This is a genomic window from Streptomyces maremycinicus (genome assembly GCF_001184025.1).
Taxonomy (GTDB): Bacteria; Actinomycetota; Actinomycetes; order Streptomycetales; family Streptomycetaceae; genus Streptomyces; species Streptomyces maremycinicus.
Genome location: NZ_BBYG01000014.1, coordinates 509,549 through 535,673, shown reverse-complemented (window position 1 = coordinate 535,673; position 26,125 = coordinate 509,549). Strand labels below are relative to the sequence as shown.

Genomic DNA, 26,125 nt, shown 5'->3' with positions numbered 1-26,125 from the left:
GGCCGGGTCCGGTCACCGGGTCACCCGGGCGACGAGCACACAGGCGTCGTCGGCGCGTTCGCTCCCGCCGCACTCCTGCACGACCGTCCGTACACAGTCCTGTGCGGTGCGCGCCCGGTCCAGACGAGGTGCCAGGCCGAGCAGGCGGTCGGCCGGGGCCAGTCCGTCGGTGTGCAACAACAGCAGGTCGCCTTCTTCGAGGGTCTCCTCGGCCTGCCCGTAGGCGGCGCGGGCGGTGGCTCCGAGGAGCACGCCCTCCGGTGCGTCCAGCCGGCGCCCCGTCCCGTCGCGGAAGAGCAGCGGGACGGGGTGTCCTGCCTGTGCCCACATCAGGGTGCGGGTCTCCGGCAGATAGCGGCAGCAGACCGCGCTGCCGAGGGCCGGTCGGTCCGTGGCGTCCAGTAACTCGTTGAGCCAGGACATCAGTTGGGCCGGCCGGGTGCCCGCCATGGCCATGCCGCGCAGGGCGCCGAGGAGCATCGCCGTGGTCGAGGTGACGGCGGGGCCGTGGCCGGTGAGATCACCGACGCCGAGCAGCGTCTGCCCGTCGGCGAGTTCGAGCGCGTCGTACCAGTCGCCGCCGATCTGCGAGGTGGTCGCGGCGGGCAGGTAGTGGGCGGCGAGGTCGAGGGAGCGGGGGCCCTGCTGCCGCAGGCGCGGTGAGCCGCGCCACGGTGGCAGCACCGCCTCCTGGAACTCGACCGCCAGCCGGTGTTCGGTCTGGGCGAGGTGCCGCTGCCGCTGGAGCGAGTCACCGCTCTCGCGCACCGCCCGCTGGCTGCGGCGCAGGGTGCTGACGTCCCGCAGCACGGCCCACATCGAGGTGGTGCCGCCCTCGGCGTCGAGCACCGGCTCGCCCATCATGTGCACGGTGCGGTGCTCGCCGTCCGGGCGCACGACACGGAACTCGCCGTCGATGGGCCGGGCGTCGACGAGGCAGTCGGTGACCATGGACGTCAGCTTCGGCCGGTCCTCGTCCAGGACGAGCGCGGGCAGTTCGTCGAGGGTGAGCGGGGGAGCGGCGGGGTCGCGGCCGAGGATGCCGTAGAGCTCCTCGGACCAGACGGCCTCGTCCGTCAGCAGGTTCCACTCCGCGCTGCCGACCCGGCTGAGCAGCGACTCGCGCCGGGGCGCGGCCGGTGCGGCGGGCGGACGCTCGGCGGCCGGCACGGGCGGCGGTCCGTCCCGCAGCTGGGCCAGATGCGTGTCGAGGTCGTCGAGTTGATGCAGTGCCAGGTCGCAGAGCGCGCGCTGCCAGCGGTCCTGCGGGTCCGCCGTGTCGCCGCGGGTGTCCTGCCGTACGGCGTCCATGTCGCCCTTGAGCCGCCGTGTCTGCGTGATCAGCGCGTCGACCGAGCCGCGCCCCGGCGGCTGGGCGGCTGGGTGGTCCGCGGAGACAGGGGGCGGCATGACGCACTCCGATGCGGGACGGTACGGCGAAGGCTGACACAAGGGCCGTTACGACTGTTGCACAGCCCGCGAGGGCGTGTAAGGGCTTTGGCAACACACGATTCAGTGGTGCTTCTGGCATATGCCACTGTCTTCGGGGCGGGGTGCCGGGAGGCGGCCCGGGTGCCCCGGGAGGGGGTCAAGTCGTAGGTGACGTACGTGACTTGGGGGACTCCTGAGGGGGTCGAGGTGACCATCGCTCGCCTGTTCGCCGGGCTGATGTTCCAGGCGGCGGCCAGTGTGACGCAGGTCACATGAATTGGACACCGCTTTCGCGTAATGCAAAAGGGCCCGGCGAGGTCGTACATGCATGGACATCACTCTTGAACAGCCCGTCCGCGCCCGCCTGATCACCGCGGAGGACCAGGAGCTGCCCGTGCCCGCCACGCTCCGCTACGACTCCGCCGACCCGTTCGCCGTGCACATCGACTTCCCGCCGGAGGTCTCCCTCGCGGGCGAGGCCGTCACCTGGACCTTCGGACGGGCGCTGCTGGAGCAGGGCGTGAGCGGCCCGGCAGGGAGCGGGGACGTGCACATCTGGCCCTGCGGGCCGGTCCGCACGGTGGTGGAGTTCCACTCCCCGCTCGGCCTGGCCCTGCTCCAGTTCGAGACGGGCGCCCTGAGCCGGTTCCTGCTGCGCAGCTACGCCGTGGTCGCGGCGGGCCGGGAGGACGTCGGCGCCGCCGTCGACCAGGGACTCGAGGTCCTCCTCGGCAATGTCTGAGACCCGCCCGGCGTCAGCGGCCGGCCGGGGAGTACAGACCGGGCCGGGGGGCCAGTTCGACCGCGACGCGCGTGTCGCTCTCCAGGGCCCGGATCCCGGCCTCGGCGACGACGGAGGCCGCGTAGCCGTCCCAGACGGTCGGGCCGGTGACCCGACCGCGCCGGGTGGCGTCCACCCACGCCTGCACCTCGCGGTCGTAGGCGTCCACGAACCGCACGAGGTAGTCCTGGGGCACCTGCGCGCCTGCCGAGCCCTGCGCGGTGACGAGCATGCCCTGGTCGTCGCCGATGCGCGCGCTGCCCGCCTCGCACACCGCCTCGCAGCGCACCTGGTACCCGAAACCGCAGTTGACGAAGATCTCCACGTCGACCAGGGCGCCCCCGTCGGTCTCGAACAGCACGAACTGCGGGTCGAGCAGGCCCTGCGGGGCGCCGGCGGAGGGGCGCGGGCGCCGCACGGTGACCGCGGTCAGCTCCTGGCCGAGCAGCCAGCGGGCCGCGTCGATCTCGTGCGACACCGAGCTGTCGATCAGCATCGCGCTGGTGAAGCCGGGCGGTGAGGACACGTTGCGGTGCACGCAGTGCAGCATCAGCGGCCGCCCGAGCCGCCCGTCGTCCAGCAGCGCCTTGAGCCTGGTGTACCCGGCGTCATAGCGGCGCATGAACCCGATCTGCGTCAGCCGCCGCCCCAGCCGCGCCTCCGCCTCCAGCACCCGCAGCGCCCCGGCCGAGTCCGGCACCATGGGCTTCTCGCACAGCACCGGGAGCCCGCGGGCGAAGGCCGCGAGCAGCGCCTCCTGGTGCGCCGGACCGGGCGAGGCGATCAGCACGGCCTCGACGCCGCGGGCGTCCAGCGCGGCCTCCACCTCCGTGTGGACCGTCACTTCCTCGATCCCGGCCACGGCCTCCTTCGCGCGTGCGGCGTCGGGATCGGCCACGGCGGCGACCCGGGCACCGCTCACTACGCGATCGAGGCGACGTATATGGTCGGCCCCCATGTGTCCGGCACCCAAAACGGCCACGCCCAGCAGGTCACCCACGCGTACTCACCCTCCCGGTCGACGATCACGCCGTAGCGTACGCCGCCGGTGAGAGAGGCCTGCCGGGCCTCCGGCCGGGGCGATCGGGCGGACCGCGGCCGGGCGGGTCTCGGTCGGGCGGGTCGCCGGGTCGCCCGCCGGTGAGCCGGTCAGTAGCGCAGGACGCCCGCCATCCCGTCGACGTCGCCCAGGGTGCCGTCCGGGACGAAGCGCACCTCGGCTCCCGTCTCCAGGCACTGCTCGACGATCTCGTCCACGATGTCCTCGCGGGCGTCGAGATCGCCGCTCACGGCGGGCACGAGGTGGTCGCCGCCGTCGCGGACCGTCACGCGGTAGTTCTCCTCGACGGCCAGCAGCCGGATCCGGCCGTCCCGCGCGCTCTGCCAGAGCTCGTCGACGCCGGCCGCGAACGTCTTGTGCCCGCGCGCCGAGTCGAGCTCCCGGGCGACGGCCGCGGTGTCACGGCGGGCCTCCGCCTCGTGCAGCGGGCGCACCGCCTGCCACACCGCCTCCGGGGTCCCGTGCGAGAGCCCGCCGTGCGCGAGGTGCACCGCGTCCCGGGCGGCCCCGCCCAGTTCGTCGAGGAGCGACAGCGCCGCCTGCACACCGGTCACGTACAGCGGCCGCGGGTTGTCCCGCAGCAGCCTGCCCAGGGCGGTGTCGGCCTCGCGCAGGAAGTGCCGCGTGTCCTCGTCGCGGAAGGTGCTGGGCAGGTCGCCGATCCGCTCCATGCGCTCGGCGTCGAAGTTCGGCTGACTCCTGACCATCGGGAAACCGCCGACGTGTTCCTCCGTGACACGGTCGGTGCCGCCGTTCCACAACGTGACACGGTCGGCCGAGACCGACATGACCCAGAAGGGCCGCTCGGCGGCCCGCGCCGAGACGAGGTTGCGGGTCAGGAAGGTGTCGGAGAGCACGACGCGTTCGGGGACGGCACGGGCCAGGGACCACACCTGGTGCTCGCCCGGGGCGGCATAGATGACCAGGCCGTCCTCGGTGTGCGCCAGGTCGACCTCGGCCAGCGCCCGGTCCAGCTGGTCGGCGACGTCGACGCGCCGCTCGCGGCTGACCGCAGGGTCGGTCTCCAGCTGTTTCTTCGCCTCGGCCACGACATTGCGCAGCCGGACCCGGTCCTGGGCGTTCCCGGGTTCCCGCCGGTGCGTCGGCGTCAGCACGGACACCGCGGGATAGGGGCGCGGGCGGCGCAGTGCGGAGAGGGTCGCTGGGCTCAGTGCGTGCTCCATATCAGCACGATAGGTCCCCGACGCCTTTCAGGCATTTGGAGCAATACCCGTACATGTTCGGGCGCGTGTGTGGTCACGTGCGCAGCGGTGACCGGCGGGCCCGCTGCGGCCGCCGACGCGCCTCCTCCGTCCCTCCGTCGTAGGGCAGCCATGACGCAGACCGAGACCGGATCCCGGCCGGCCACCGCGGAACTGAGCCTGCCGACGCTCACCACCATGGTCGTCGGCTCGATGGTCGGGGCCGGTGTCTTCTCCCTGCCGAGCCGGTTCGCCCAGGAGACGGGGGTCGCCGGCGCGCTGATCGTCTGGGCCGTCGCGGGCACCGGGATGTTGATGCTCGCCTTCGTCTTCCAGACCCTCGCCGTCCGCCGCCCCGAACTCGACGCCGGTGTCTACGCCTACGCCAAGGCCGGATTCGGCGAATACCTCGGCTTCTTCGCGGCGTTCGGCTACCGGGCCAGCGCCTGCGTGGGCAACGTGACGTACTGGGTGCTGATCATGTCGACCATCGGCGCGATCGCCCCCGCCCTCGGGGACGGCGACACCGTGCTCGCGGTCGTCCCGTCCTCCGTCGGGCTGTGGCTGTTCCTCCTGCTCGTCAGCCGGGGGGTGAAGGAGGCCGCGGCGATCAACCGGATCGTGACGGTGGCCAAGATCGTGCCGATCCTCGTCTTCGTCGTGCTCGCGCTCTTCTGCCTCCAGCCCTCCGTCTTCGCCGACAACCTCGCCGGAGCCGACTACGCGGGCTCGCTGTTCTCCCAGGTCAAGGGCACCATGCTGGCCACCGTCTTCGTGTTCCCCGGAGTCGAGGGCGCCAGCGTCCACTCCCGGCACGCACGCCGCCGCGAGGACGTCGGCCGGGCCACCGTGCTGGGCTTCCTCAGCGTGTTCGCGATCTTCGCGTCGGTCACCATCGTGTCGTACGGCATCATGCCGATGGCCGAGATCGCCGCACTGCGCCAGCCGTCGATGGCGGGGGTGCTGGAGCACGCGGTCGGCACCTGGGGGCAGGTCTTCGTCAGCGTCGGGCTGATCGTCTCCGTGCTCGGCGCCTGTCTCGTCTGGACGTTGATGGCCGCCGAGGTGCTGTTCGTCGCCGCCCAGGACGACGACATGCCCCGGTTCCTGAAACGCTCGACGGCCGACGACGTACCGGTCCCCGCGCTGGCGCTCACCACCCTGCTCAGCCAGATCGTCCTGGTCGTCACCATGTTCTCGGACGACGCCTTCGACCTCGCCCTCAACCTGACCAGCGCGCTGACCCTCGTCCCGTTCCTGCCGGCGGCCGTCTTTGCCGTGCGGATCGCACGGGCCGCGCCCCGCCGGGAACTGGCCGTCGCGCTCCTGGCCACCGTCTACACCGCGTTCCTCCTCTACGCGGCCGGGCTGAAGTACCTCCTCGTCTCGTTCATCGTCTACGCCCCCGCCACCGCCCTGTTCGTCAAGGCCCGCAAGGAGCAGGGGCGGCGCCTCCTCGCCCCGCGCGAACTCCTCGTCCTCGCGGTCTCGGTGGCCGGCGCGGTCGTCGGCGTGGTCGCCCCGGCCCTGGCCTGGATCAGCCTCTGAGTCCGCCGCTCGTGGAAAGGCACCCCGTGACCAGTCAAGACACCCGTCCCGCGTACGGCGTCCACTCCGAGGTCGGCCGACTGCGCAAGGTCCTGGTCTGCGCCCCAGGGCTCGCCCACCGCAGACTCACCCCCACCAACTCCGACGACCTGCTCTTCGACGACGTGATGTGGGTCGAGAAAGCCCAGCGCGAACACGCCGACTTCGTCAACAAGCTGCGCGAACGCGACGTGGAGGTCGTGGAGTTGCACGACCTGCTCGCGCGGACCACGGCGATCCCCGGGGCCAGGGACTGGCTGCTGGACCGGAAGATCGTCGCGGGCGAGGTGGGCCTCGGGCTCATCGACACCACCCCGCGCCTGTCCGGAGAGCCTTCAACCGGAGCTGCTGGCCAGGTTCCTGATCGGCGGCCTCGCCACCGCCGACCTGCCGGACGAGTACCGCACCGGCCACCTCGCGCTGGCCCGTGAGTCGACCGGCGTCCGCGAGTACCTCATGCCGCCGCTGCCCAACACGCTCTGCACGCGGGACACCACCTGCTGGCTCTACGGCGGCCTCACCCTCAACCCGCTGTACTGGCCGGCCCGGCACGACGAGACCCTGCTGATGAAGGCGGTCTACACCTTCCACCCCGACTACGCGGGCTCCGCCGTGTGGTGGGGCGACCCCGAACTCGACTGGGGCCAGGCGACCTTCGAGGGCGGGGACATCATGCCCGTCGGCAACGGCGTCGTCCTGATGGGCGTGAGCGAGCGCACCTCCCGGCAGGCCATCACCCAGGTCACCAAGGCCCTGTTCGACCAGGGCGCCGCCGAACGCGTGATCGTGGCCGGGATGCCGAGGCTGCGCTCCGCGACGCACCTCGACACCGTCTTCACCTTCGCCGACCGCGACCTGGTGACGCTCTACCCGGCCATCATGGACGGCGTCCGCACCTTATCGCTGCGCCCCAGCGACCGGGCACCGGGCTTCGACATCACCGACGAGGGCACCACCCCCTTCACCGACGTCGTCGCCAAGGCGCTGGGCCTGCCCGCGCTGCGGATCGTCGAGACGGGCGGCGACGTCTACGCCTCCGAGCGCCAGCAGTGGGACAGCGGCAACAACGCGGTCGCCGTGGAGCCCGGGGTGGTCTTCACCTACGACCGCAACACCTGGACCAACACCCTGCTGCGCAAGGCGGGCATCGAGGTCATCACCATCGTGGGCGCCGAACTCGGACGCGGACGCGGCGGCGGACACTGCTCGACCTGCCCCCTGGTGCGCGATCCCGTGGAGTTCTGAGCGGATCCGGCAGGCGTCCGACGGTGACGGCGGCCCGCCGCGCCGGTTACCGTACGCGTCAGTAACCGGGACCGGTCCGGACCGCACCGCAGGAGGCACCCATGCCACAGCTCGAAGTCGACGGCGCAGCACTGACGTACGACGACGAGGGCCCGCGCGACGGCGACGGGGTGCCCCTGGTGTTCGTGCACGGCTGGACGGCGAACCGGCACCGCTGGGACCACCAGACGGCGCACTTCGCCCAGCGGCGCCGGGTGATCCGGCTCGACCTGCGCGGGCACGGCGACAGCAGCGGCGCCGGCGTGAAGACGGTTGCCGAGCTGGCGAAGGACCTCCTCGCCCTGCTCGACCACCTGGACATCGAGCGGTTCGTGCTGGTCGGCCACTCGATGGGCGGGATGATCTCGCAGACCGTCGCCCTGTCCCACCCCGACCGCGTCGAACGCATGGTGCTGGTGAACTCCATCGGCCGGATGACCTACAGCCGGGGCAGGGGCCTGCTGATGGGCGCCTCCACCCTCGTCCCCTTCAAGCTGTTCGTCGCCGCCAACATCCAGCGGGCCTTCGCCCCCGGCTACCCCCGCGACGAGATCCGCGCGTACATCAAGTCCTCGGCGGACACCCCGCGCGAGGTGGTCATGACGCTGTACGGCGCCATGCGGGCCTTCGACGTGCTGGACCGGGTCGGCGAGATCCAGGCCCCGACCCTGATGATCCACGGCTACCACGACATCCAGCTCCCGGTGGGGCAGATGCTGCGCATGGCCAAGGCCTACCCTGACGCCACCGTCCGCGTCCTCGACGCGGGCCATGAACTCCCCGTCGAGAAGCCGGCCGAGCTGACGGCGGCGATCGACGCCTTCGTGACCGTCAAGCCGTCGTAGGCCGGGTCCGCCGACGGGCCGGCCCTCAGCCGAAGCTGTCGGGGTCCGCGGCCTTCCAGTCCGCCTGCCAGGACTGCGGGGGTCCGGCGAGCAGTTCTCCCGGCGCCAGCCACTCGTACAGCTCCGCGTACGAGCGGACCGCGCCGGACCGCGTCCGCCGGACCAGCAGACCGGGGGTGAGTCCGGCCGGCTCGCGGACACCCATCGCCGCCATGATCGCGACGGCGTCGCGAACCGTCTCCCGCTGGTAGCGCAGCACCCGCCGGGCGCTGTCGGCCACGTGCAGGGCGCGAGCCCGCAGCGGATCCTGGGTCGCGACGCCGGCCGGACAGGCCCCGGTGTGGCACCGCAGGGCGCCGACGCAGCCGACGGCACGCATCATCGCCCGGGCCGCGTTGGTGTAGTCGGCGCCCTGCGCGAGCCGGGTGACGATGTCCCGGCCGGTGGCCACCCCACCGCTCGCCCCGATCCGGACCCGGTCCCGGAGCCCGACCCCGACCAGGGCGTTGTGCACGGTGATCAGACCCTCGGTGAGGGGCATGCCGAGGCGCCCGGCCGACGCCGCGGGCCCGGCGCCGGTGCCGCCCTCCGATCCGTCCACCACCACGAAGTCGGGCGTCACCCCCTCCGCCACCATCGCCGCGCACACCGCGAGGAACTCCTGTCGTGAACCCACGCACAGCTTGAACCCGGTCGGTTTGCCGCCCGCCAGTTCGCGCAGCCGGGCCACGAACAACACCAGTTCACGCGGCGTCGAGAACATCCGGTGCAGGGCCGGCGACACCACCGTCTCGCCCACCGCGACCTTCCGCTCCCGCGCGATCTCGGCGCTCACCTTCACCCCGGGCAGCACCGCCCCGCTGCCCGGCGCCGCCCCCTGGGACAGCTTCAACGACACGCACTTCACCTCGGGCAGCGCCGCCTTGTCCGCGAACTCCCGGGCGTCGAATCCGCCGTCCTCGCCCCGGCAGCCGAAATAGCCCGTCCCGATCTCCCAGACCAGGTCACCGCCGCCGCGCAGATGGTGCTCCGACAGTCCGCCCTCCCCGGTGTCCTGCGCGAACCGCCCCAGCGCCGCACCCCTGTTGAGGGCGAGCACCGCACGCGACGACAGCGCCCCGAAGCTCATCGCGGACACGTTCAGCAGCGCCATGTCGTAGGGCTGGGAGCAGGTGGGCCCGCCCACCCGCACCACCGGCGGCTCCCCGGCCGGCTCGACCGGCCGGAGCGAGGGCACCAGATACTCGTACGTCTCCCGGCCGCCGTCGAACGGCTCCCGTGCCGTGCCGCCCCCGGGACGCGCGCCTTCCCGCTCCGCCGGGTACCGCAGCCGCCCGACCAGCGGGTGGTTGCGCAGTACGGGGCGGCCGCGCTGGAGCAGGTCCCGGCAGCCCAGCACGGCGGACGCCAGCAGCGGTCCGGCCGCGAGCCACCACCAGGCGGACCGGACGGACGCGGCGGCCGCCGTCCCGGCCGCGAGGAGGCAGACGAGCAGCAGCGGCAGGTAGCGGCGCACTCAGCCGTCGTCCTCGTCGGGCCCGCAGGAGCTGCCGCTGGGCGGGAGCGAGCCGTACAGCAGGAAGTCGTCGACCTTGCGGTGCACGCACTTGGACGAGCCGTATCCGGTGTGGCCGTCGCCCTTGTTGTCGAGCACCACGGCCGCCGGACCGAGACGCTTCGCCGTCTCCACGGTCCACCGGTACGGCGTCGCCGGGTCGCCGCGCGTGCCGACCAGCAGCATCTTCGGGGTGCCCAGGTCCTTCACCTCGTCGCGGATGAAGTCGGTGCCCTTGGGGCGGCCGTAGCACATCAGCACCTCGTTGAGACGGTACTGCCCGAAGACCGGCGAGGCCTTGTCGTACGCGGCCCGCAGCCGCTGGAGGTCCGCGGTGATCCGCGCGGCCGGGGGCCGGTCGGGATCGTCCGCGCAGTTGATCGCCATCAGCGCCGCTGGCAGGTTGTCGAGGGGGATGTCCTCCTCGTCGACGAGCGCCCCGGGGGAGGGCTCGCCGCCCCCCGCGGCCCGCAGCGGGAACGGCAGCGGAAGGGCGAGGCCGCCGGTCGCGAAGCTCAGCACGCCGCTGGCGTCGCCGTTCTCGATGAGCTGCGCCAGCGCCCGTTCCAGCAGCGGCCACAGCTCCTTGCTGTACAGCCCCTGCCCGAGCGCGCCCACGAGGTCCTGGCCGGAGAAGTCCTCGCCGAAGTCGGTCGGCACCGGGTCCTCGTCCAGCGAGCGCACGAGCCGGACGACCTCCTCGCGGGCCACCCGCGGGTCCCGCCCGAACGGGCAGGCGATGTCCTTCGTGCACCAGCCGACGAAGTCGTCCAGCGCCACCTGCTGTCCCCGGGCGCCCGCGACGCCCTGCTCGGTGAGCGGTTCGGTCAGGGTGTCGACGCCGTCGAGGACGAGTCGGCCCACCTTGTCGGGGAACCTGGCCGCGTAGACCGCGCCGAGCCGGGTGCCGTACGAGAAGCCCAGGTAGTTGAGCTTCTTGTCGTCGAGCGCCGCGCGCAGCACGTCCAGGTCCTGTGCCGCCTCGACGGTGCCTATGTGCGGCAGCACCGGTCCGGAGTGCTCGGCGCAGTCGGTGGCGACCCGCTTCAGCCGGTCGAGGAGCGCCTGGGGATCGGTGACGGCCGACTCGTCGTCCAGGGAGGCCAGCCCGCTGTCGACACCGTCCCCGCAGCTGACGGGGGAGGAGCGGCCGACTCCCCGGGGATCGAGGGTGACCACGTCGTAGCCGTCCGTGAGACCCATGAACTCCTCGCCGCTGTAAGCGAGTTCAGGGACGCCGGGGCCACCGGGGCCACCGAAGTTGAGCACCACCGAGCCGCGCTTGTCGCCGGTCGCCCGGTAGCGGGCGAGCGCGAGGTGGAGGGTGCCGGACCGGGGGCGGTCGTAGTCGAGGGGGACGATCAGGTCGGCGCACTGGAGGTCGTCGGGCATACCGTCGCCCTCGCACGCCGACCACGTGACCTTCTGGCCGTAGAACCGGGTGAGGCCGGAACGGTCGTCCCCGCCGCCGTCGCGGTGCGCGGTCGCCGTCGGCAGGCCGGCGCCCAGCAGGGTCAGTGCGGCGGTGGCGGCGAGCGCGCAGCGCCGCAGTCCGGGCCGCGTCGGCAGCTTGGCCAGCATCAGTGCCTCCAGGGACGCCCGCAGCGGTCCGGGAACGGCGCCCTCGCTCACGATAAGCGGCCTTCCGGCGACCCGCCTCCGGGCGGGCGGGGCCCGCCCCGGGCCACTTCAGCGGCCGCGCCAGGTGTGCCACGCCGGGTCCGTACGGCGGGGCCGACACCAGTTCGACGAGGGGGTCGAAAGGGGATCGGGCAGGGGGGCCGACAGGGTGAAAAGGTGTTCAGGCATAACCCGGATGATGCGCCGGCGTTCTACCGGGTGCGGGCGAGTGCCCGCGATTCATGTCTGGAAGGCAGGGACCCATGAGACGGGTTACCCGAACCGGTGTGATGGCCGTCGCCGCGGTGTCCGGCGCGATGGCTGTGACACTGCCCGCACACGCCGACTCGGCGGCGGACGGCTCCGCGGCAGGCTCGCCCGGACTGATCTCCGGTAACGGCGTCCAGCTGCCGGTGCACCTCCCGGTGAACCTGTGCGGGAACACGGTGGACGTGGTGGGCGTGCTGAACCCGGCGGCCGGCAACACCTGCGCCAACAAGGGCGAGGCGGCCGCCCCCGGACCGCACGGCGCGTCGTCCGACGGAGGCGCCACCGCGCACGGCGCCACCCAGGACTCGCCGGGTGTCGTCTCCGGCAACGGCCTCCAGTTGCCGGTCCACCTCCCGGTGAACGTCAGCGGCAACAGCGTGAACGTGGTCGGCATCGCGAACCCGGCGTTCGGCAACGAGTCCGTCAACGTCTCCGGTGAGGAGCCCGCGCCGCCCGGCGAGCCGGCGCCGCGGCCGCCGGTCCGGCACAACCCGCCCTCGCAGCCCCAGCACCCGGGCCCCCGGGCCGACCCGGAGACGCCGGCCCTCGCACCCCAGAGCGGCGTGCCCGAGGCCGTGTCCTCGCTCGCCCACACGGGAGCCGACGCCACCCTGCCCGCCCTCGCGGGCAGCGCGGCCCTGCTGCTCGGCGGCATCGCCCTCCAGCGACGCTTCCGCCCGCACCCGGAGCGCTAGAGCCCGTCCGGGCATCGGCCCCGCCGGCAGCCCACCGCGTACAGGCCCCCGACGGCACCGCACAGGCGGACGGGGGCCTGTGGCGCGTGGGGGTTCCGCGCGGGGCGGGGGCTCGGCGGCTGGGGGTTCCGCGCGGGGCGGGGGCTTGGCGGCTGGGGGTTCCGCGCGGGGCGGGGGCTTGGCGACTGCCGCCCGAGGGCCTGTGCCGCCTGGGGTTCCGCGCCGGACGGGGGCTCCGCGGCTGGGGGTTCCGCGCAGGGCGGGGGCACGGCGGCTGGGGGTTCCGCGCAGGGCGGGGGCACGGCGGTTCGCGCCCGGGCCTCGGACCTGCTGGGGCCGCCCTGGTCTCCGTGACGGGGTGTTCCGCGTCGGCCGGGGGTGGTCTGGAGCTGCCTACCTGGCCCGGACGCATGCGGGGCCGCCCTCGTCTCCGCGACGGGGTGTTCCGCGCGTCGGCCGGGGGCCGGGGCCTGCCGTTCAGGTGGTGTGGAACCGGTGGTGCGGGGCGCGTACCTCTTCGGGCAGCTCGTGGACGGGTCCGGCGGTTCAGCCCGGCCTCGCGGCCAGACCGGGCCCAGCCGGGTCGCGGCTCCGCACGACCGGGAACGCGTGCCGACGGCCCAGCGCGACCGCCGTGAGGGCCAGTGCGATCAGCGGCAGAGCCGTCCAGGGCAGTGCTCCCGCGCCCAGCGACTCCAGCATCACCCCTCCGGTCAGCGAACCGCCCGCGATGCCCGCGTTGTACACCGTGGTCTGGAGCGAGGTCGCCACGTCCGAGGCGGCGGGTCCCGAGGCGTCCACCAGAGCCGTCTGGATGAGGGTCGGCGCCCCGCCGAAGGCCATTCCCCACAGGGCGACGGAGACCAGCAGCACGACGGGCGCGCCGGCGTACCGGCCCAGGACCAGCATGACCGCCGCGCAGAGGGTGAGCGCGCCGAGCAGGGTGGCTCGGGGACGCCGGTCCACCAGCAGCCCGGTGGCCCAGATCCCGGCGACCGTCGAGGCCCCGAACACCAGCAGCACCACGTCCGTACGGCCGAACCCCGCGTGCTCGGTGAAGGGCGCGATGTACGTGTACAGCACCTGATGGCCCAGCAGCAGGAACAGGGTGACGGAAAGGATCACCGGGAGCCCCGGCAACAGTGCGACGCGGCCCAGCGCCACCCGCTCGGCCCGTGCCTCGCCCGGGAAGGACGGGACCCGCCACCGCACCCAGCCCACGAGCAGCACCGCGAGCCCGGACAGCAGCCCGAACGCCGCGCGCCAGCCCACCACCTCGGCCAGCGCCGTCCCCGCGGGCACGCCCAGCGACAGCGCCAGCGTGATGCCGGCGAGCACGACCGCGATCGCCCGGCCGCGCCGCTCGGCCGGCACCATCCGCGCCGCGTACCCGGCGAGCATCGCCCACAGCGTGCCGCCCATGACCCCCGCGACCAGGCGGGCGGCGAAGGTGAGGCCGTACGACGACGACAGCGCGACCACCGCGTTGCTCAGCGCGAAGCCGAGCAGGGTGCCGACGAGGACCGGGCGGCGCGGCAGGCCGCGCAGCAGCGCGGTCACCGGGATCGCCGCCACGAACGACGCCACCGCGTACCCGGTGACCAGGAACCCCACCCGGGCCTGCGGGACACCGAGGTCGGGTGCGATGCGCGGCAGCAGCCCGGCGGGCAGCAACTCGGTGACCACGGCGGTGAAGGCGGCCGTGGACAGGGCGAGCAGCCCCGGCCAGGGCAGGGCGGCGGGCACGGCGGCGCCCTTGACCATGGAGGTGGTGGACATGCGACCATGGTCGAACATTCACATCAGTGTGAAGGCAAGCGTGACCCTGGGCGCCCTCGCGCGGCGACACGGCCAGGGGCGACCACGGGCGCCGCCCGCCCCTGGCGCCGTCCGCCTTCACCGAAGGGCGGCGACGAGGGCAGCGCCGCATGAAGATCGGTGACCCGCATGAAGATCGGTGACCGCATGAAGATCGGTGACCTGTCCGCCCGGACCGGGGTCCCCACCCGGCTGCTGCGCTACTACGAGGAGCAGGACCTGCTCCACCCCGACCGCGGTGAGAACGGCTACCGCTCCTACGGGGAGGCGGCCGTCCGGGACGTCCAGCAGATCCGCGGGCTGCTCGACTCCGGCCTCACCACCGAGATGATCCGCGCCATCCTGCCGTACCTCTCCGGTCCCGACGAGATCGTCCTGCCCGCCGAGCACCTCACCCCGGAGACCGCCGCGCTCCTCGAGGGGCACATCGACCGCATCCAGGCCCGCATCGACTGCCTGGCCCGCAACCGCGACCGGCTGAGCGCGTACCTGGCGGCGGTGCGTCCCGGCGGCGGGGCGGCGCCGCGCGCGTCCCGCCCCGGGTAATTGCGTTGTCCTGGCCGGGCGCGGGTGTTGAAGTGGGGGCATGGATCACGCCGCGGTACTCGCCCTGTACGACCGGGACATGCGCGAAGGCGCGCGCCCCGAGAGCTCCGACGCACGCGTCGAACGGGCCGGGGGCGTGGTCCGCCATGTCGGTGGGGAGGGCGGCTGGAGCGGCGTGCTCTGGTCGGACCTGGACTCCGCCGACGCCGACGCGGTGATCGCGGAGCAGGTCGCCTACTTCACCGGGCTCGGCCACGAGTTCGAGTGGAAGCTGCACGGGCACGACCGTCCGGCGGACCTCGGGGAACGTCTCACCGCGGCCGGTTTCACCGCCGAGCCGGAGGAGACCCTGATGATCGGTGAGACCTCCGACCAGCTGGTGGACGCCGAACCGCCCGAGGGCGTCCGCATCGTCCCCGTCACGGACCGGGCGGGTGTCGAGCTCATGGTCGAGGCGAACGAGAAGGCCTTCGGCCACGACGGCTCCTGGCTGCGGGACCTCCTGCTCGCCAGGCTCGCCGCCGACCCCGACGCGATCGTGGCCGTCCTGGCGATGGCCGGGGACGTGCCGGTGAGCTCGGCGCGGATGGAGCTGATACCGGGGGCGCGGTTCGCGGGCCTGTGGGGTGGCGGCACCGTCGAGGGCTGGCGCGGCCGAGGTGTCTACCGCGCCCTGATCGCCCACCGCGCCCGCATCGCCGCGGACCGCGGCTACCGCTACCTCCAGGTCGACGCCTCCGACCAGAGCCGCCCCATCCTCGAACGCCTGGGCTTCGCACCCCTGAGCACGACGACGCCGTACGTCTACACCGGGTAGTCCGCCGGGCCCGGCGGACTACGGTGACCGCCGGGCCCGGGGCCCGGGTAGGCCGCCCGGCCCGGGGCCCGGCTAGGCCGCCCGGCCCGGCGCACGGGTAGGCCGCCCGATAGGCAGCCCGGCCCGGCGCCCGGCTGGGCGACCGGCCCGGTGCCTGGCTAGGCCGCCCGCCCGGCGCCCGCGGGAGCCCCCCCCGGCCCGATCGGTGGCCGTTCACCAGCCGCCCGGAGCAGCCCCGGCACCTGGGCGGACGCCCTTTCTCGGCCTACGGCCGCCGACGGACTCAGCTGACGGACGCACAGCCCCCCGGCAGGGTCGCCGTCTCGCCGGCCGCTCAGCTGGCCCTCGGGCCGGGGGTGTTCCTCCGGTCGGAGGGCAGGTCCTCCGGCCAGGGGGCAATGCCTCAGGCTGTGTGCCAGTCCCTCTGGGCAGGAGTCAGTCCCTCCGGTAGGGGCAAAGCCTGAGGCCGGGGGTCAGTGCCTCCGGTCGGAGGGCAGGTCCTTCGGCCGGAGTGACCAGGTGCGCAGGACGACCTCGTGGCCCTTGGCCCGCCGGGACACGGGCGCGTCCGCCGCGAGGGCGAATCCGCAGGCCCGCGCGACCGCCTCACTCGCGGTGTTCCCGGCCTCGATGCACAGCACCAGCCGCCGGGGGCTTGCTGCGCGCAGCGCGAACTCCACGACGAGACGCACCGCACGGCGGGCGAGGCCCTGCCCGCGGTGCTCGGCGCCGACACCGTAGGCCAGTTCGGCGTCCCGCTCGTCCGCCGCGCTGCGGAACAGCAACACCTCGCCCCGTGGGCGCCCGCCGTCCGTGGTGATCGCGAGCTGTGCCACGCCGCCCCCGGCCCGGCCCGTCCGCGCCTTGTCGAGGTAGGTGCGGGCAGCCCGGGCGTCGAACGGCGAGGCGACCGGCGTCCACCGGGCGATCTCGGGGTCGTCGTACACCTCCACCAGGGCGTCGAGGTCGTCGTCGGTCCATTCGCGCAGCACGATCCCCGGCCCTTCGAGCCGCAGTGGGGCGGGCGGCACGACGAAACTCCCCTTGGTCTCCATACACCGATCCTGGCAGCGGCGGACCGAGTGGCATGCAGTCGAATGCCTGCCTGAGTGGTGCCTGCCTGAGTGGATTGTGCGATCAGGAGACGACCACGGGGCCGCCCCGGGCATGGACCAGGCATGCACGGCGCTGGCCGAAGACACACGCCGGCGGCTGCTCGACCGGCTGCACGAGCGCGACGGCCAGACCCTGGGCGAGCTGTGCGCGCACATCGACATGGCGCGCCAGTCGGTGACCCAGCACCTGTCCGTCCTGGAGGCCGCCCAGCGCATCCCACGGTGCGGCGGGGGGAGAGGAGAGAGAAGCTCCCCTACCTCGATCCGGTCCCGCTCCACGAGATGCGGGAACGGTGGATCGACCGGTTCGACAGAGTGGCATGTTGGTCTGGAAGGCGGTTCTCGTGGACGATCTCATTGGCACCCAGGCACCACACCGCCGCCTGTACGAGTCAGTTGCTGCTGTTGAGGAACTGGAGCGTGCGGTGCCACGGCTGGCGGGTCACCGTCGCTCAGTCTCCGTCGACATCGACTGGGCGATGGCCGAAGCAGATCTCGGCGTAGGGCTGCCGGACGACTACAAGCTGCTTTGCGAGTTGTTCCCGGCGTTCGCGCTGGGAGACTTCCTGCTTCTCGGTGGACCTCAGCCCGGCACGGAGGCGGCGTGGGTGCAGGGCACTCGCGAGGAGTTGGAGATCGTTGCGGAGTGGTGCGCTGATGCCGACTCGGCCGTCCCGCTCCAGCCATATCCAGCCGCAGGTGGTCTGCTGCCTTGGGCTGCTTCCAATGCGGGCGACATCTTTCTCTGGGAGACGGGCCCGACCGCTCCCCTGGAGTGGACGGTAACTGTCGCCTCCCGCAACGGCGGGTGGTGGCACTACAAGGGCGGGGCGGTCCAGTTCGTGGCTGATCTGGTCAGTGGCGCGCTGGAGCCGTGGGGGTTGCCGAGCGTGCGTGCTGAAGTGAGCTGGGTCAAGCGCTGAGTCGGCGTTAGCCCATCAGGGCCGCGGCTATGCCGACCAGGCCGAGGCAGTGTTCGGCCTTGCGTTCGTAGCGTCGGTCCAGGCGTCCGCACCCGGCCAGTCAGGAGGGGGTCCGCTCGGCCCCCCGTGGCGGCCCAGGTGCGCGGAGGACTCGACGCGGTTGCGGGCGACGCGGTGACGAGCCGAAGGCTCAGCCATCGGCGCAGGTGGTCGTGGCCGTATCCCTTGTCGGTGCGGAGCTTGGCCGGGCGCCTTCGGGGCGGCCCGCGTCGGGAGCGGGATGGGCGGGATGTTCTGGAAGGGGGGCGTGAACCCGGGGCTGTCACTTGAGCGGCAAGGGGGTCTCTTGCGGTCCGGCAAGCCGCTCACTCGGCCGTAGAGGGCTGCTGGCGGTCGGCTGCGGCCACGGTGGTTGCTGTACTCGACCGCTGTATCGCAGCACTCTTTCCGACCACTCCGTCTGGTTGTACTCGGTTCCGCTGAGCGGTACGCGATCGGAAGTCCGGTTCGTTCGAGCGTCGGCAACAGCGAATCGGCTGGCGAGACACGGCTCACGAACCGCCCGGCGGTCTTCGAGGCGGGGTGTTGCCCCCTACGCCCGGAGGGGTGACGCGGGCCGGATACCGTTCCCCGACATGAAGATCGTGATCTGGTCCTTCCTTGCCGTGTTCCTGATCGTCGCCGCCGTCGGCGGTTTGCTCAGCGCCGCGAACGGACACGACGCCCCGAGCGTCATCCGCGGCCTGGTCGCCAGCGCCTGGTTCACGTGGGGGGCTTGGGGCAGTTGGAAGAGGGCATCTTGCCCCCGAACTGCGGTACTTGCTCCTGTCCAAGAACCGCGCCGGAGACCTTGGCGGCGACGATGATCACCCGCCTCCCGACACCTTCATCAGGCACGTGACGTACGTGGCCGAACGAGGAGCATCGGAGGCACGAAGGCTCCCTCTTCTTGCCCTCGGTCTTGTCGGAGATCTTGGTGAGCCGGTTCTTCGCTGGTCAGAGCGGTGCTCATGAACGGCCGAGTGGCCGTCATCGGTCGTCGTCGGGCACTGGCGAGCAGCCTCGGACGGCCCGGACACGGGCCGGCCATTGGGAAATCTCGGCCTGCGGGGATCATGGGTTCATGCTGGATGCCCTGAGCCTCGATCTCACCCCCATCGTTGCCGAACAGCCCGACCCCCTGCTGTTCGCCACCGTCTCGGGGGCACATCTCTACGGATTCCCGTCCCGTGACTCGGACGTGGACCTGCGAGGCGTGCACCTGCTGCCGGCCGCAGACCTCCTCGGCCTACGCGAGCCGGAGGAGACGCGCAGCCGAATATGGGACCACGACGGTGTTGAGCTGGATCTTGTCACGCACGACCTGCGCAAGTTTGTGCGGCTCATGCTGCGGCGCAACGGCTATGTGCTGGAGCAGTTGCTTTCCCCGCTCGTGGTGCAGACGACGCCTGAGCACATGGAACTGCGCGACCTGGCTCCCGGAGTGCTCACCTTGCACCATGCTCATCACTACCGGGGATTCACGGCCACGCAATGGCGATTGTTCGAGAAGACCGACGAACTGAAGCCGCTGCTCTACGCGTTCCGTGCCGTGCTGACGGGAATTCACCTGATGCGCTGCGGCGAGGTGCAGGCGCACCTGCCGACTCTGCTCGGAGAGGTCGCTGAGTCCCCGGGGTACCTGACCGAGCTGATCGAGGCCAAGGAAGCGGCGGAGCACGGCCCAGCCGCCGGGCCCTCGCGGGACGTGCTGGCGGCGGACCTGGAGGTACTTATCAGCACTTTGGAGGAGGCGCGGCTCCGGACGGAACTGCCCCCCGAACCGCGTGCGCATGCCGACCTGCATGCGTTCGTCGTGCGGGCGCGCTTGGGCGTCTAGGGCCTGTTGCGGAAGTGCTGTTGGCGGCTGCTGTGGTTGAGGAGTTCGGTTGGCATCCGAGCAGGTCAGTGGGCGATTCCTCATTCGACTGAAACGATGAGGGCCGTGGAAGGCTTCGGCGGCGATAGGGGAGGGGGAGCCGTGACTACTCGGGATGGCGGCTCAGCTGCCACCAGCTGTGCCGAGATCCGGCAGTACTGCTCAGCCTCGGCTCAGGCTCTCGCGAACGCGGGTTTGCGGCCAGGAGAGCGTTGGGACGAGGCCGGTGGGACGGCCTTCTATTGGACAGAGGGGGATCAGGCACTCGGCCATGGGCCCTGGGTGCACGGAATCGTGGTGTTCTGGGGGAGCAGAGGCGGACGTCGGGGCTGGGGTTTCGCCTCCCTCGACGCGGCGGGCGACCCTGCGCTCGATGCCGTGACATGGCTGCCCGTTGCTCCCACGATCGCCCCCGATCTGCTGGCTGAGCATCTTCGAGCCCTGTTCGCCGAAGGTGTCGTGGCGCTTGAGCGTGAGAGCTGATGAACCTGACTGCGGTGCTCAGTCACAGCCGCTCATTGAGGACTGCGACCGGCACGGTCGCTTTGTAGCGGACGGCGAGTCTGCCGTATCGGGTGGCAACTGCGCGGTGACGCTTGAGCCGGTTGATACCGCACGCGACCGCGTGCCGCTGCTTGTGATCGGTCTTGTCGAACTCCGGCGGCCGACCGTCGCGGGAGCCGATTTCTCGTCGGTTGCGGACCCGGTCCGCAGCGACCGGGAGCGTCGGCACACGGCAAGGTCTCCCCAGACCTGAGCGTGACACCCCAGAGGTGTTCTGTAATGCCCGCTACGACTCCCAGAGGGGCCCGGACCGGGCACAGTTCGGGCCCCTCGTCTGCCGCACGCGTCCCAGGGGGAGAGGTACGCGTCCACGTACGGAACGACGGTGGTGAAGAAAAGTCACACCAGGAAGTGAGTGCACAGCCGTGGAGGAGACGCACGCGTGCACGGTTCCTATACAGGCCTGCGCAGGGTCGCAGGTGCGGGAACTACAGGACAGGCGAGTTGGGGCAGTTCGGGTCTGAATACGGTCGGCGCGTACATGCACGGCGTCGAAGCGGAGGCCGCGTTCCCGGGCGGCGATCGGGGTACCCCTGGGTCAGCCGCGGCCTGCCCACTCCACGACGATGTCGGAGAACTCATGCGGCACCTGCTCCGGCGCCGCCACATGTCCGTCGGAGAGCACCCTGGTCGGACAGCCGAGCGCCGCCGCGAACTTCGCCAGGGACGGTCGGGAGAACCTGTCGTCGGGGGCACAGACGGCGAGCGTGCGCGCGGTGATCTTCGGCAGGCGGGGTTCCATCACGTAGCGGCGCACCGCCTCGTGGCCCTCCTCGACACGGTCGAGGACGGTCAGCGCGTCGACGACGTACCGGCCCAGGGCAGCCTCCTCGCCCGGCTTGTAGAAGGCCCGCCGCTTGTCCCACAGTTCCCGCAGGTGTCTGCCGTCGGGCGCGGGGTCGACATGGTCGACGTTGCCGTGGGCGCCGTGGCGCTTCTCGTCGTCGACGAACGACGTCGCCGACAGCAGCAGACTGGCCACGCGGTCCTGGAAGCGGGCCGCCACTTCGTCCAGCACCAGGGGACGGACGGGACCGGCCGACAGCCACTCCTTGACGGCGTGCGTGTCCTCGGGCCGTCGGACGGTCAACGCGTCGCACCCATGTCCCCGGGCGAGCGCCGCGATGTCCGTGTCGGGGAAGGTCACCGAGTCGAGGCCGCTCGTGCCGGCTCCGAAGTGATGCACCTCGGCGCCGTACATGGCGTCGTTGTAGACGACGATCAGCATGGGCAGACCCAGCCGTACGACGGTCTCCAGCTCCGACAGGCCCATCAGGAATCCGCCGTCACCACAGCCGGCCACGGGCAGCCGGTCGGGCTGCGCCAGCGCGGCACCGATCGCGGTCGCCAGGCCCAGGCCGACGGACTGGAACGCCTGGGTGAAGCAGAACCCGTACTCGTCGGGCACGTCGAGGTACATGCTCGGGTAGCCGAGGAAGTTGCCCGAGTCCACGGAGACGATCCGCTCGGTGGGCAGGATGTCGTTGAGCGCGACGCTCAGGCTGCGCGGGTCGACCCGTCCGTCCGCCGACGCGTCCTCGAAGCCGACCTGGTTCCAGCGCAGGCCGGAGCGGATCCGCTCGGCCACCTCCGGAGTGCGGTAACCCGTGCGCCCGCCGGGGGAGTTCGCACGCAGCCATGCGGCCGTGGCCCGGGCTGTTGCCGCGACACCGCCCCACAGACCGAGGTCCACGTCACGGTGTACGCCGATGGCCCCCGGTTCGACGTCGACCTGGACGACGGTCGCGTCCGGCGCGATGAGCCTGCCGTGGCGCATGGTCCACATGTTCAGGGCGCAGCCGAATCCCACCACCAGGTCGGCTCCGGAGACGAGTTCGGCCGTCAGCGGCGAGGAGAAGCCGCCGGAGACGTCGATGTTCCAGTCGTCGCCGTTGAACATCCCGCGGGAGACGGCGGATGTGGCCAGGAGTGCGCCCGCCTCGGCGGCCAGTTCGCGGACGGCGTCCCGGGAGCCGGGGGAGCGGCCGCCGCGTCCGACGACGAAGACCGGTCGCTCGGCACGTTCCAGCAGCTGGGCGAACGCGGCTGTCTCTGTGTCGTCGGGCCGCGGTTCGGCGACCTGGCGGTACTCACGGACCGGGGCCTGGGCGTCCAGGGGCGCATCCTGAACGTCGATGGGAACGTTGAGTACGACCGTGCGCCGCTGGTGGTGGCAGATCGCGAAGGCGCGTGCCACATCGTCGAGTGCGGTCCTGGGAGACCGGACGCGCAGCGCGACCGCTCCGATCCCGGTGGCGATCGCCGCCTGGTCGAGCGCGAAGTTCGAGGTGGGATCGGCGGCCTCGGCGGTCAGCACCAGCAGCGGCGTCCTGCTCTTCGCGGCCTCGGTGATACCGGTGAGGGCGTTCGTGTAGCCGCAGCCCTGGTGCAGGGAGAGCACGGCGACCTCGTCGGACATACGGGCGTACGCGTCGGCCATGGTGGCCGCGCCGCCCTCGTGACGAGCGGCGACGAACCGTGCGCCGCCGCGCACCATCGCGTCGGTGAAGTGGAAGTTGCCGCTGCCGACCACGCCGAAGACCGTCCGGACTCCGAGATCGGTGAGCTGCCTGCCGATGGCTTCGTGAACGAGCTCGGTCACCGGTCTTCTCCGTTCTCCACGAGAGCCAGAATCCGCGCCGGACTGCCGGACCCTCCGACGATGCGGAGCGGAGCGGCGATCAGGACGGCGCCGGTGACGGGCAGCCGGTCGAGGTTCTGCAACTGGGTGACCCCGTACTTGCCCGCGCCCAGCAGGTAGTGGTGCGCCGGGAACTGCGGGGTGAAGGTGAACGCCTGCCCGGCGTCGGTCCCGACCGTCTCCACTCCGAGTCCGACGATCGGTGACTCCTCCGCCAGCCAGCGGGCGCACTCGGCCGTGAGGCCGGGTGTGTGCGGCCCGTTCTCGTCGGCGTTGAGGAACAGCTGCTGATCGTGCGAGCGAGCGGCCCAGCCGGTGCGGTGGAGCAGCCAGCCGCCCTGCGGAAGCGGGCCGTGGTGCTGCTGCCACTCCTCAAGGTGCTCGACGGTCAGCAGGAAGTCGGGATCGGCGGCGCACTCGGCGGTCTTGTCGATCACGACGGCGGGAGCCACCAGGCGCGGGACCGGTACGTGAGCGACGTCCCCCTTGTCGGCGCCGGTGACCCAGTGGCACGGCGCGTCGAAGTGGGTGCCCACGTGCTCACCGGTGTGGATGCCGTTCTGGTAGGACGTGCGGCCCCGCTCGTCGTAGCGCGCAAGCTCCTCCAGCTCGAAGTGAGGGATCGGCGCCATGTCTGGCGGAAGGTCGAGCACGGGCGTGGACGGCGACAGCAGGGCGGTCAGGTCGACCACCTCGACGCCGCCGGAGGCCAGAGCGGACACCAGGCCGCCCAGCGGGCCGTCTGCGGAGAGTGTCGAAGACATGGCCTCATCCTTTGGCAGGGATTCGGCCTTGACTAATGCTTCTCCGGTCGCCGCTATTCGTGTTTGGCTATACCTGAGCCCAGCGCCATGTTACGAAGAGGTGTCGAGACGTGAACGTGGAACACTTTTTGGACGGTCGGCTGAAACTGCGCCACCTCGTTCTCGTCACGGTCGTGGCCGATGAGGGCACCCTGGTCGGTGCCGCCAAGGTGATGCACGTCACCCAGCCGGTCGTGACCAGGAGCCTCCAGGAGATCGAGACGATCATGGGGGTCGAACTCTTCGCCAGGGGGCCGCGCGGCGTCCGCCCGACCCAGTACGGCGAGATCCTCATCGAGCACGCCCGCGCCGTCGTCGGCAACGTGCGCGCCGCGGCCGAACGGATCCACGAGCTCCAGCGTCTCGGCATGGAACCCGTACGGGTCGGAACCAACCTCGCCGGCGCCTACTCCCTCCTGCCGCAGACCCTGATCCGGCTCAAGAAGGCCCACCCGCACCTCACCGTCTCGGTCGTCGAGGCGATGCCCGAGGAACTCGGTCTCCAGCTCTCCCGAGGCGAAGTGGACGTACTGGTCGGCCGACTCCAGCCGTCGAGCCTGCGCGCCACGCTGCGACACGTGCGGCTCTACGACGAACCGGTTCGCCTCGTCGTTCGGCGCGAGCACCCCAGCCTCGGGACACTCGCCGGCGGCATCGAGGACCTCATGGACCTGCCGTGGATCCTGCCGGGCCGCAACACCCAACTGCGCCAGGAAATCGACGAACTGTTCGACCGCCGGGGCCTGCCCCTCCCCGCGAACATCATCGAGTGCTCGACGATCCTCACGCTGAGGACGGTTCTGCTGGAAACAGACGCAGTCGCACCACTGCCCATGCTGATCGGGGCACGGGACCCGCTGCTCGACATGCTGCCCTTGGCGCTGGATACCGTGCCCCGCGAGATCGGTATCACCACACTCGCCGACCGGCCGCCGTCCGCCAGCACCCGCCTGCTGATCAAGGGAATCGTGGCAGTCGCCCGGGATGCCGACCCCGTGCTGCTGGAGCCGAGGTGACGAGGGGAGTACCTCCGCTGCGAACAGCGCACCGCGCTCTCGGCGGTCCTCCCCGGCGGCAGTCAGGAGCTGTCCGGCCGATCATGTGTCTGTCGCCTGGCCGGATCGCTGTTTCGCCCCGGCTGCGGGCCCGCTCGCGCGGGGGTGTGGGTGTATGGCCTGCCGTGGCGGGCGACTGCGGGCGGGTCGGTCGCGGGCGGTCGGGGACGACCATAGGCAGCCGTATGGCCTGCCGTGGTGAGCCGGCAGACGGGGCGGGCCTCCCTGGTAAGCCGCCGACAGGCCGACGTGCCGCTCCCGGTGTGCCCGCGTCTGCATCCGGCCGACGGCCGACCAACGAACCAGACATGTAGTGCCAGGTCGTCGGCACGGAACGCGAGGCGGGGCATGGATCTACGAGGTGCACGGATCCTGGTGCCGGGTGCCACCGGGGAGATCGGGGCGGCGCTCGCCGTACGGCTGCACGCCCTCGGTGCCCGCACGGCACTGGCCGGACGTGACCGTGAGGCACTCACCCGTGTCTCGGCGGCGTGCGAGCACGCTCCCGCACGCACCTTCGACGCCTGGGACACCGACTCCTGTGCGAAGACCGCCGACTGGGCGGCGGCGGAACTGGGCGGCCTGGACGGCGTCGTCGTATGCGTCGGAGTCGCCGCCTTCGGGCTCGCCGGGGAGGTGGAGGACGCGGTGTCCGAACACCTGATGGCGGTGAACGCGCTGGCCCCCATGGCGTTCCTGCGGGCTGCCGGGGACCGGTTGCCGGAGGGCGGCGTCCTCGCGGCCGTCACCGGGATCGTCGCCGAGGCGGCACCTGCCCGGATGGCGGACTACGCCGCCGCCAAGGCCGCGCTGGCCACCTGGCTGACGGCGGTCCGCCGCGAGCAGCGACGCCGGGGCGTGACCGTGCTGGAGATCAACCTGCCCCACATGGAGACCGGCTTCGCCGGGCGCGCCGTCGTCGGCCAAGCGCCGCCGCTGCCGCGGGGATTGCCCGTTCCGGAGGCGGTGGACGTGATCGTGCGGGCGCTCTGTGAGGGGGCGAGACTCGTGCGTCCCGGCAGCGGTGCGGCGCTCGAAGTGGTGCGGTAGGGCGGACATGCCGAGGAGCCGTCTCACGTACAGCCCTTCGTCCCACCGCGCCCGGCCCGTAGAGGCGTTGACCCCGCTGGCTCCGCGTACGGTGCGGCGCGTGCTGTTCCGGCAGCGCCGGCGGGACCTGGTGTTCCTGCACTGGCCCGCCGACCCGTTCGAGGTGGCCCGGCTGCTGCCGGCCGGCACCGTTCCCGACCTCCACCAGGGCCGGGCGTACGTCGGCCTGGTCTTCTTCCGCATGGACGACCTCGCCCTCGGCCGGACGCCGGCCCTGCCGTACCTGGGGAGCTTCGGCGAGGTCGACGTCCGCCTGTACAGCCGTGACTGCCCGCTGGGGGATTACCGGCGCAGAGCGCCGGCGAGGCCCCAGGCTGCCGCAGTGACGGTGCACAGGGTGAGTCCGGCGGGGACGTTGCCGACCGCGAAGAACGTCAGGGTCATGCCGAAGGCGGCGAGGCCGGCGATGATGAGGCTGTGGACGGCTATGCCCGCCATGGCGTCGCGGAAGGTCTCGGTGATCTCGCGCATGCGCCTGTGACGGC

23 protein-coding genes and 2 pseudogenes are annotated in these 26,125 nt (G+C 72.1%); 13 read left to right on the top strand and 12 right to left on the bottom strand.

Annotated elements, in window-relative coordinates; genetic code table 11:
• Window positions 1-12: 12 nt before the first annotated feature.
• Complete coding sequence (locus tag AOQ37_RS20605; RefSeq protein ID WP_062646026.1) at window positions 13-1,410, bottom strand: PP2C family protein-serine/threonine phosphatase; 1,398 nt, start codon at window positions 1,408-1,410, stop codon at window positions 13-15.
• Between the two features lie 349 nt (window positions 1,411-1,759).
• On the opposite strand from AOQ37_RS20605, the gene AOQ37_RS20600 reads away from it, so the two are divergent.
• On the top strand, window positions 1,760-2,173 hold the full coding sequence (locus AOQ37_RS20600; RefSeq protein WP_062646025.1) for an SsgA family sporulation/cell division regulator: 414 nt from the start codon (window positions 1,760-1,762) through the stop codon (window positions 2,171-2,173).
• A 13-nt stretch (window positions 2,174-2,186) separates the two neighbouring features.
• Here the strand turns inward: AOQ37_RS20600 and AOQ37_RS20595 are convergent, their stop codons facing one another.
• Complete coding sequence (locus AOQ37_RS20595; RefSeq protein ID WP_078890283.1) at window positions 2,187-3,212, bottom strand: Gfo/Idh/MocA family protein; 1,026 nt, start codon at window positions 3,210-3,212, stop codon at window positions 2,187-2,189.
• Window positions 3,213-3,361: 149 nt separating this feature from the next.
• The gene (locus AOQ37_RS20590) at window positions 3,362-4,456 is read right to left on the bottom strand and encodes a baeRF3 domain-containing protein (protein ID WP_062646024.1); all 1,095 of its coding nucleotides are present in this window, start codon (window positions 4,454-4,456) and stop codon (window positions 3,362-3,364) included.
• 150 nt (window positions 4,457-4,606) lie between these two features.
• Here AOQ37_RS20590 and AOQ37_RS20585 point away from each other — a divergent pair, with 150 nt between their 5' ends.
• From AOQ37_RS20585 to AOQ37_RS20575, 3 genes and pseudogenes are all read left to right on the top strand, one after another.
• Window positions 4,607-6,022 carry a basic amino acid/polyamine antiporter gene (locus tag AOQ37_RS20585; protein ID WP_062646023.1) on the top strand — a complete coding sequence of 472 codons (1,416 nt, stop codon included), beginning with the start codon at window positions 4,607-4,609 and terminating at the stop codon, window positions 6,020-6,022.
• 26 nt (window positions 6,023-6,048) lie between these two features.
• A pseudogene (locus tag AOQ37_RS20580) lies at window positions 6,049-7,306 on the top strand (arginine deiminase).
• A 101-nt stretch (window positions 7,307-7,407) separates the two neighbouring features.
• Window positions 7,408-8,190, top strand: coding sequence for an alpha/beta fold hydrolase (locus AOQ37_RS20575; protein WP_062646022.1), 783 nt, complete (start codon window positions 7,408-7,410; stop codon window positions 8,188-8,190).
• A gap of 25 nt (window positions 8,191-8,215) precedes the next feature.
• On the opposite strand, the gene AOQ37_RS20570 is transcribed toward AOQ37_RS20575, so the two are convergent.
• Both AOQ37_RS20570 and AOQ37_RS20565 read right to left on the bottom strand, forming a co-directional pair.
• Window positions 8,216-9,706, bottom strand: a complete 1,491-nt coding sequence (locus AOQ37_RS20570) for an FMN-binding glutamate synthase family protein (RefSeq protein WP_062646021.1) — start codon at window positions 9,704-9,706, stop codon at window positions 8,216-8,218.
• Window positions 9,707-11,326, bottom strand: coding sequence for an alpha/beta hydrolase (locus AOQ37_RS20565; RefSeq protein ID WP_062646094.1), 1,620 nt, complete (start codon window positions 11,324-11,326; stop codon window positions 9,707-9,709).
• 302 nt (window positions 11,327-11,628) lie between these two features.
• Between AOQ37_RS20565 and AOQ37_RS41945 the strand changes: the two genes are divergently transcribed.
• Entirely contained in the window at window positions 11,629-12,330 is a 702-nt protein-coding gene (locus AOQ37_RS41945) for a chaplin (protein ID WP_234436959.1), read from the top strand.
• Between the two features lie 546 nt (window positions 12,331-12,876).
• Here AOQ37_RS41945 and AOQ37_RS20555 read toward each other — a convergent pair.
• On the bottom strand, window positions 12,877-14,109 hold the full coding sequence (locus tag AOQ37_RS20555; protein ID WP_062646019.1) for an MFS transporter: 1,233 nt from the start codon (window positions 14,107-14,109) through the stop codon (window positions 12,877-12,879).
• A gap of 186 nt (window positions 14,110-14,295) precedes the next feature.
• Here AOQ37_RS20555 and AOQ37_RS20550 point away from each other — a divergent pair, with 186 nt between their 5' ends.
• Together AOQ37_RS20550 and AOQ37_RS20545 are read left to right on the top strand one after the other, a co-directional pair.
• A complete protein-coding gene (locus AOQ37_RS20550; protein WP_062646093.1) occupies window positions 14,296-14,694 on the top strand; it encodes a MerR family transcriptional regulator in 399 nt (132 codons plus the stop codon).
• Window positions 14,695-14,734: 40 nt separating this feature from the next.
• Window positions 14,735-15,511 (top strand): GNAT family N-acetyltransferase, encoded by a 777-nt coding sequence (locus tag AOQ37_RS20545; protein WP_062646018.1) that lies wholly within the window; start codon window positions 14,735-14,737, stop codon window positions 15,509-15,511.
• Window positions 15,512-15,984: 473 nt separating this feature from the next.
• On the opposite strand, the gene AOQ37_RS20540 is transcribed toward AOQ37_RS20545, so the two are convergent.
• Window positions 15,985-16,566, bottom strand: a complete 582-nt coding sequence (locus tag AOQ37_RS20540; RefSeq protein WP_062646017.1) for a GNAT family N-acetyltransferase — start codon at window positions 16,564-16,566, stop codon at window positions 15,985-15,987.
• 82 nt (window positions 16,567-16,648) lie between these two features.
• Window positions 16,649-16,813 (bottom strand): hypothetical protein, encoded by a 165-nt coding sequence (locus AOQ37_RS41430; protein WP_234436967.1) that lies wholly within the window; start codon window positions 16,811-16,813, stop codon window positions 16,649-16,651.
• Between AOQ37_RS41430 and AOQ37_RS38895 the strand changes: the two genes are divergently transcribed.
• Window positions 16,736-17,035, top strand: a complete 300-nt coding sequence (locus AOQ37_RS38895; protein ID WP_510185330.1) for a hypothetical protein — start codon at window positions 16,736-16,738, stop codon at window positions 17,033-17,035. The two genes, AOQ37_RS41430 and AOQ37_RS38895, sit on opposite strands and share 78 nt — an antisense overlap.
• Window positions 16,971-17,549 (top strand): SMI1/KNR4 family protein, encoded by a 579-nt coding sequence (locus AOQ37_RS20535; RefSeq protein ID WP_062646092.1) that lies wholly within the window; start codon window positions 16,971-16,973, stop codon window positions 17,547-17,549. Before AOQ37_RS38895 ends, AOQ37_RS20535 begins: the two co-directional genes overlap by 65 nt.
• A 7-nt stretch (window positions 17,550-17,556) precedes the next feature.
• On the opposite strand, the pseudogene AOQ37_RS41425 reads toward AOQ37_RS20535, so the two are convergent.
• Window positions 17,557-17,873 (bottom strand): annotated as a pseudogene (locus AOQ37_RS41425) (IS5/IS1182 family transposase); the annotation flags it as partial.
• A 799-nt stretch (window positions 17,874-18,672) separates the two neighbouring features.
• Here AOQ37_RS41425 and AOQ37_RS20530 point away from each other — a divergent pair.
• Entirely contained in the window at window positions 18,673-19,428 is a 756-nt protein-coding gene (locus AOQ37_RS20530) for a nucleotidyltransferase domain-containing protein (RefSeq protein ID WP_062646016.1), read from the top strand.
• A 544-nt stretch (window positions 19,429-19,972) separates the two neighbouring features.
• Here AOQ37_RS20530 and AOQ37_RS38890 read toward each other — a convergent pair.
• The 3 genes from AOQ37_RS38890 to AOQ37_RS20515 form a co-directional block, all read right to left on the bottom strand.
• Window positions 19,973-20,200 carry a hypothetical protein gene (locus AOQ37_RS38890; protein ID WP_078890281.1) on the bottom strand — a complete coding sequence of 76 codons (228 nt, stop codon included), beginning with the start codon at window positions 20,198-20,200 and terminating at the stop codon, window positions 19,973-19,975.
• A gap of 369 nt (window positions 20,201-20,569) precedes the next feature.
• Window positions 20,570-22,633, bottom strand: coding sequence for a thiamine pyrophosphate-binding protein (locus AOQ37_RS20520; RefSeq protein ID WP_063781171.1), 2,064 nt, complete (start codon window positions 22,631-22,633; stop codon window positions 20,570-20,572).
• Window positions 22,630-23,436: a cyclase family protein gene (locus AOQ37_RS20515; RefSeq protein ID WP_062646015.1), complete on the bottom strand. Its 807-nt coding sequence runs from the start codon at window positions 23,434-23,436 to the stop codon at window positions 22,630-22,632. The genes AOQ37_RS20520 and AOQ37_RS20515 overlap by 4 nt, the downstream gene beginning before the upstream one ends.
• A gap of 110 nt (window positions 23,437-23,546) precedes the next feature.
• Between AOQ37_RS20515 and AOQ37_RS20510 the strand changes: the two genes are divergently transcribed.
• The 3 genes from AOQ37_RS20510 (at window position 23,547) to AOQ37_RS41420 (ending at window position 26,121) form a co-directional block, all read left to right on the top strand.
• A complete protein-coding gene (locus AOQ37_RS20510; protein WP_063781170.1) occupies window positions 23,547-24,491 on the top strand; it encodes a LysR substrate-binding domain-containing protein in 945 nt (314 codons plus the stop codon).
• 387 nt (window positions 24,492-24,878) lie between these two features.
• A complete protein-coding gene (locus tag AOQ37_RS20505; RefSeq protein ID WP_062646013.1) occupies window positions 24,879-25,580 on the top strand; it encodes an SDR family NAD(P)-dependent oxidoreductase in 702 nt (233 codons plus the stop codon).
• 100 nt (window positions 25,581-25,680) lie between these two features.
• Entirely contained in the window at window positions 25,681-26,121 is a 441-nt protein-coding gene (locus AOQ37_RS41420) for a DUF2071 domain-containing protein (protein ID WP_062646012.1), read from the top strand.
• Window positions 26,122-26,125 lie beyond the last annotated feature (4 nt).

Coding starts and splice junctions, on each gene's coding strand:
- AOQ37_RS41945 (WP_234436959.1), top strand. CDS start 11,629: ATGAGACGGGTTACCCGAACCGGTGTGATGGCCGTCGCCGCGGTGTCC.
- AOQ37_RS20545 (WP_062646018.1), top strand. CDS start 14,735: ATGGATCACGCCGCGGTACTCGCCCTGTACGACCGGGACATGCGCGAA.
- AOQ37_RS20530 (WP_062646016.1), top strand. CDS start 18,673: ATGCTGGATGCCCTGAGCCTCGATCTCACCCCCATCGTTGCCGAACAG.
- AOQ37_RS20550 (WP_062646093.1), top strand. CDS start 14,296: ATGAAGATCGGTGACCTGTCCGCCCGGACCGGGGTCCCCACCCGGCTG.
- AOQ37_RS20505 (WP_062646013.1), top strand. CDS start 24,879: ATGGATCTACGAGGTGCACGGATCCTGGTGCCGGGTGCCACCGGGGAG.
- AOQ37_RS20575 (WP_062646022.1), top strand. CDS start 7,408: ATGCCACAGCTCGAAGTCGACGGCGCAGCACTGACGTACGACGACGAG.
- AOQ37_RS20515 (WP_062646015.1), bottom strand. CDS start 23,436: ATGTCTTCGACACTCTCCGCAGACGGCCCGCTGGGCGGCCTGGTGTCC.
- AOQ37_RS20585 (WP_062646023.1), top strand. CDS start 4,607: ATGACGCAGACCGAGACCGGATCCCGGCCGGCCACCGCGGAACTGAGC.
- AOQ37_RS20590 (WP_062646024.1), bottom strand. CDS start 4,456: ATGGAGCACGCACTGAGCCCAGCGACCCTCTCCGCACTGCGCCGCCCG.
- AOQ37_RS20540 (WP_062646017.1), bottom strand. CDS start 16,566: ATGGAGACCAAGGGGAGTTTCGTCGTGCCGCCCGCCCCACTGCGGCTC.
- AOQ37_RS20565 (WP_062646094.1), bottom strand. CDS start 11,326: ATGCTGGCCAAGCTGCCGACGCGGCCCGGACTGCGGCGCTGCGCGCTC.
- AOQ37_RS20555 (WP_062646019.1), bottom strand. CDS start 14,109: ATGTCCACCACCTCCATGGTCAAGGGCGCCGCCGTGCCCGCCGCCCTG.
- AOQ37_RS20600 (WP_062646025.1), top strand. CDS start 1,760: ATGGACATCACTCTTGAACAGCCCGTCCGCGCCCGCCTGATCACCGCG.
- AOQ37_RS20605 (WP_062646026.1), bottom strand. CDS start 1,410: ATGCCGCCCCCTGTCTCCGCGGACCACCCAGCCGCCCAGCCGCCGGGG.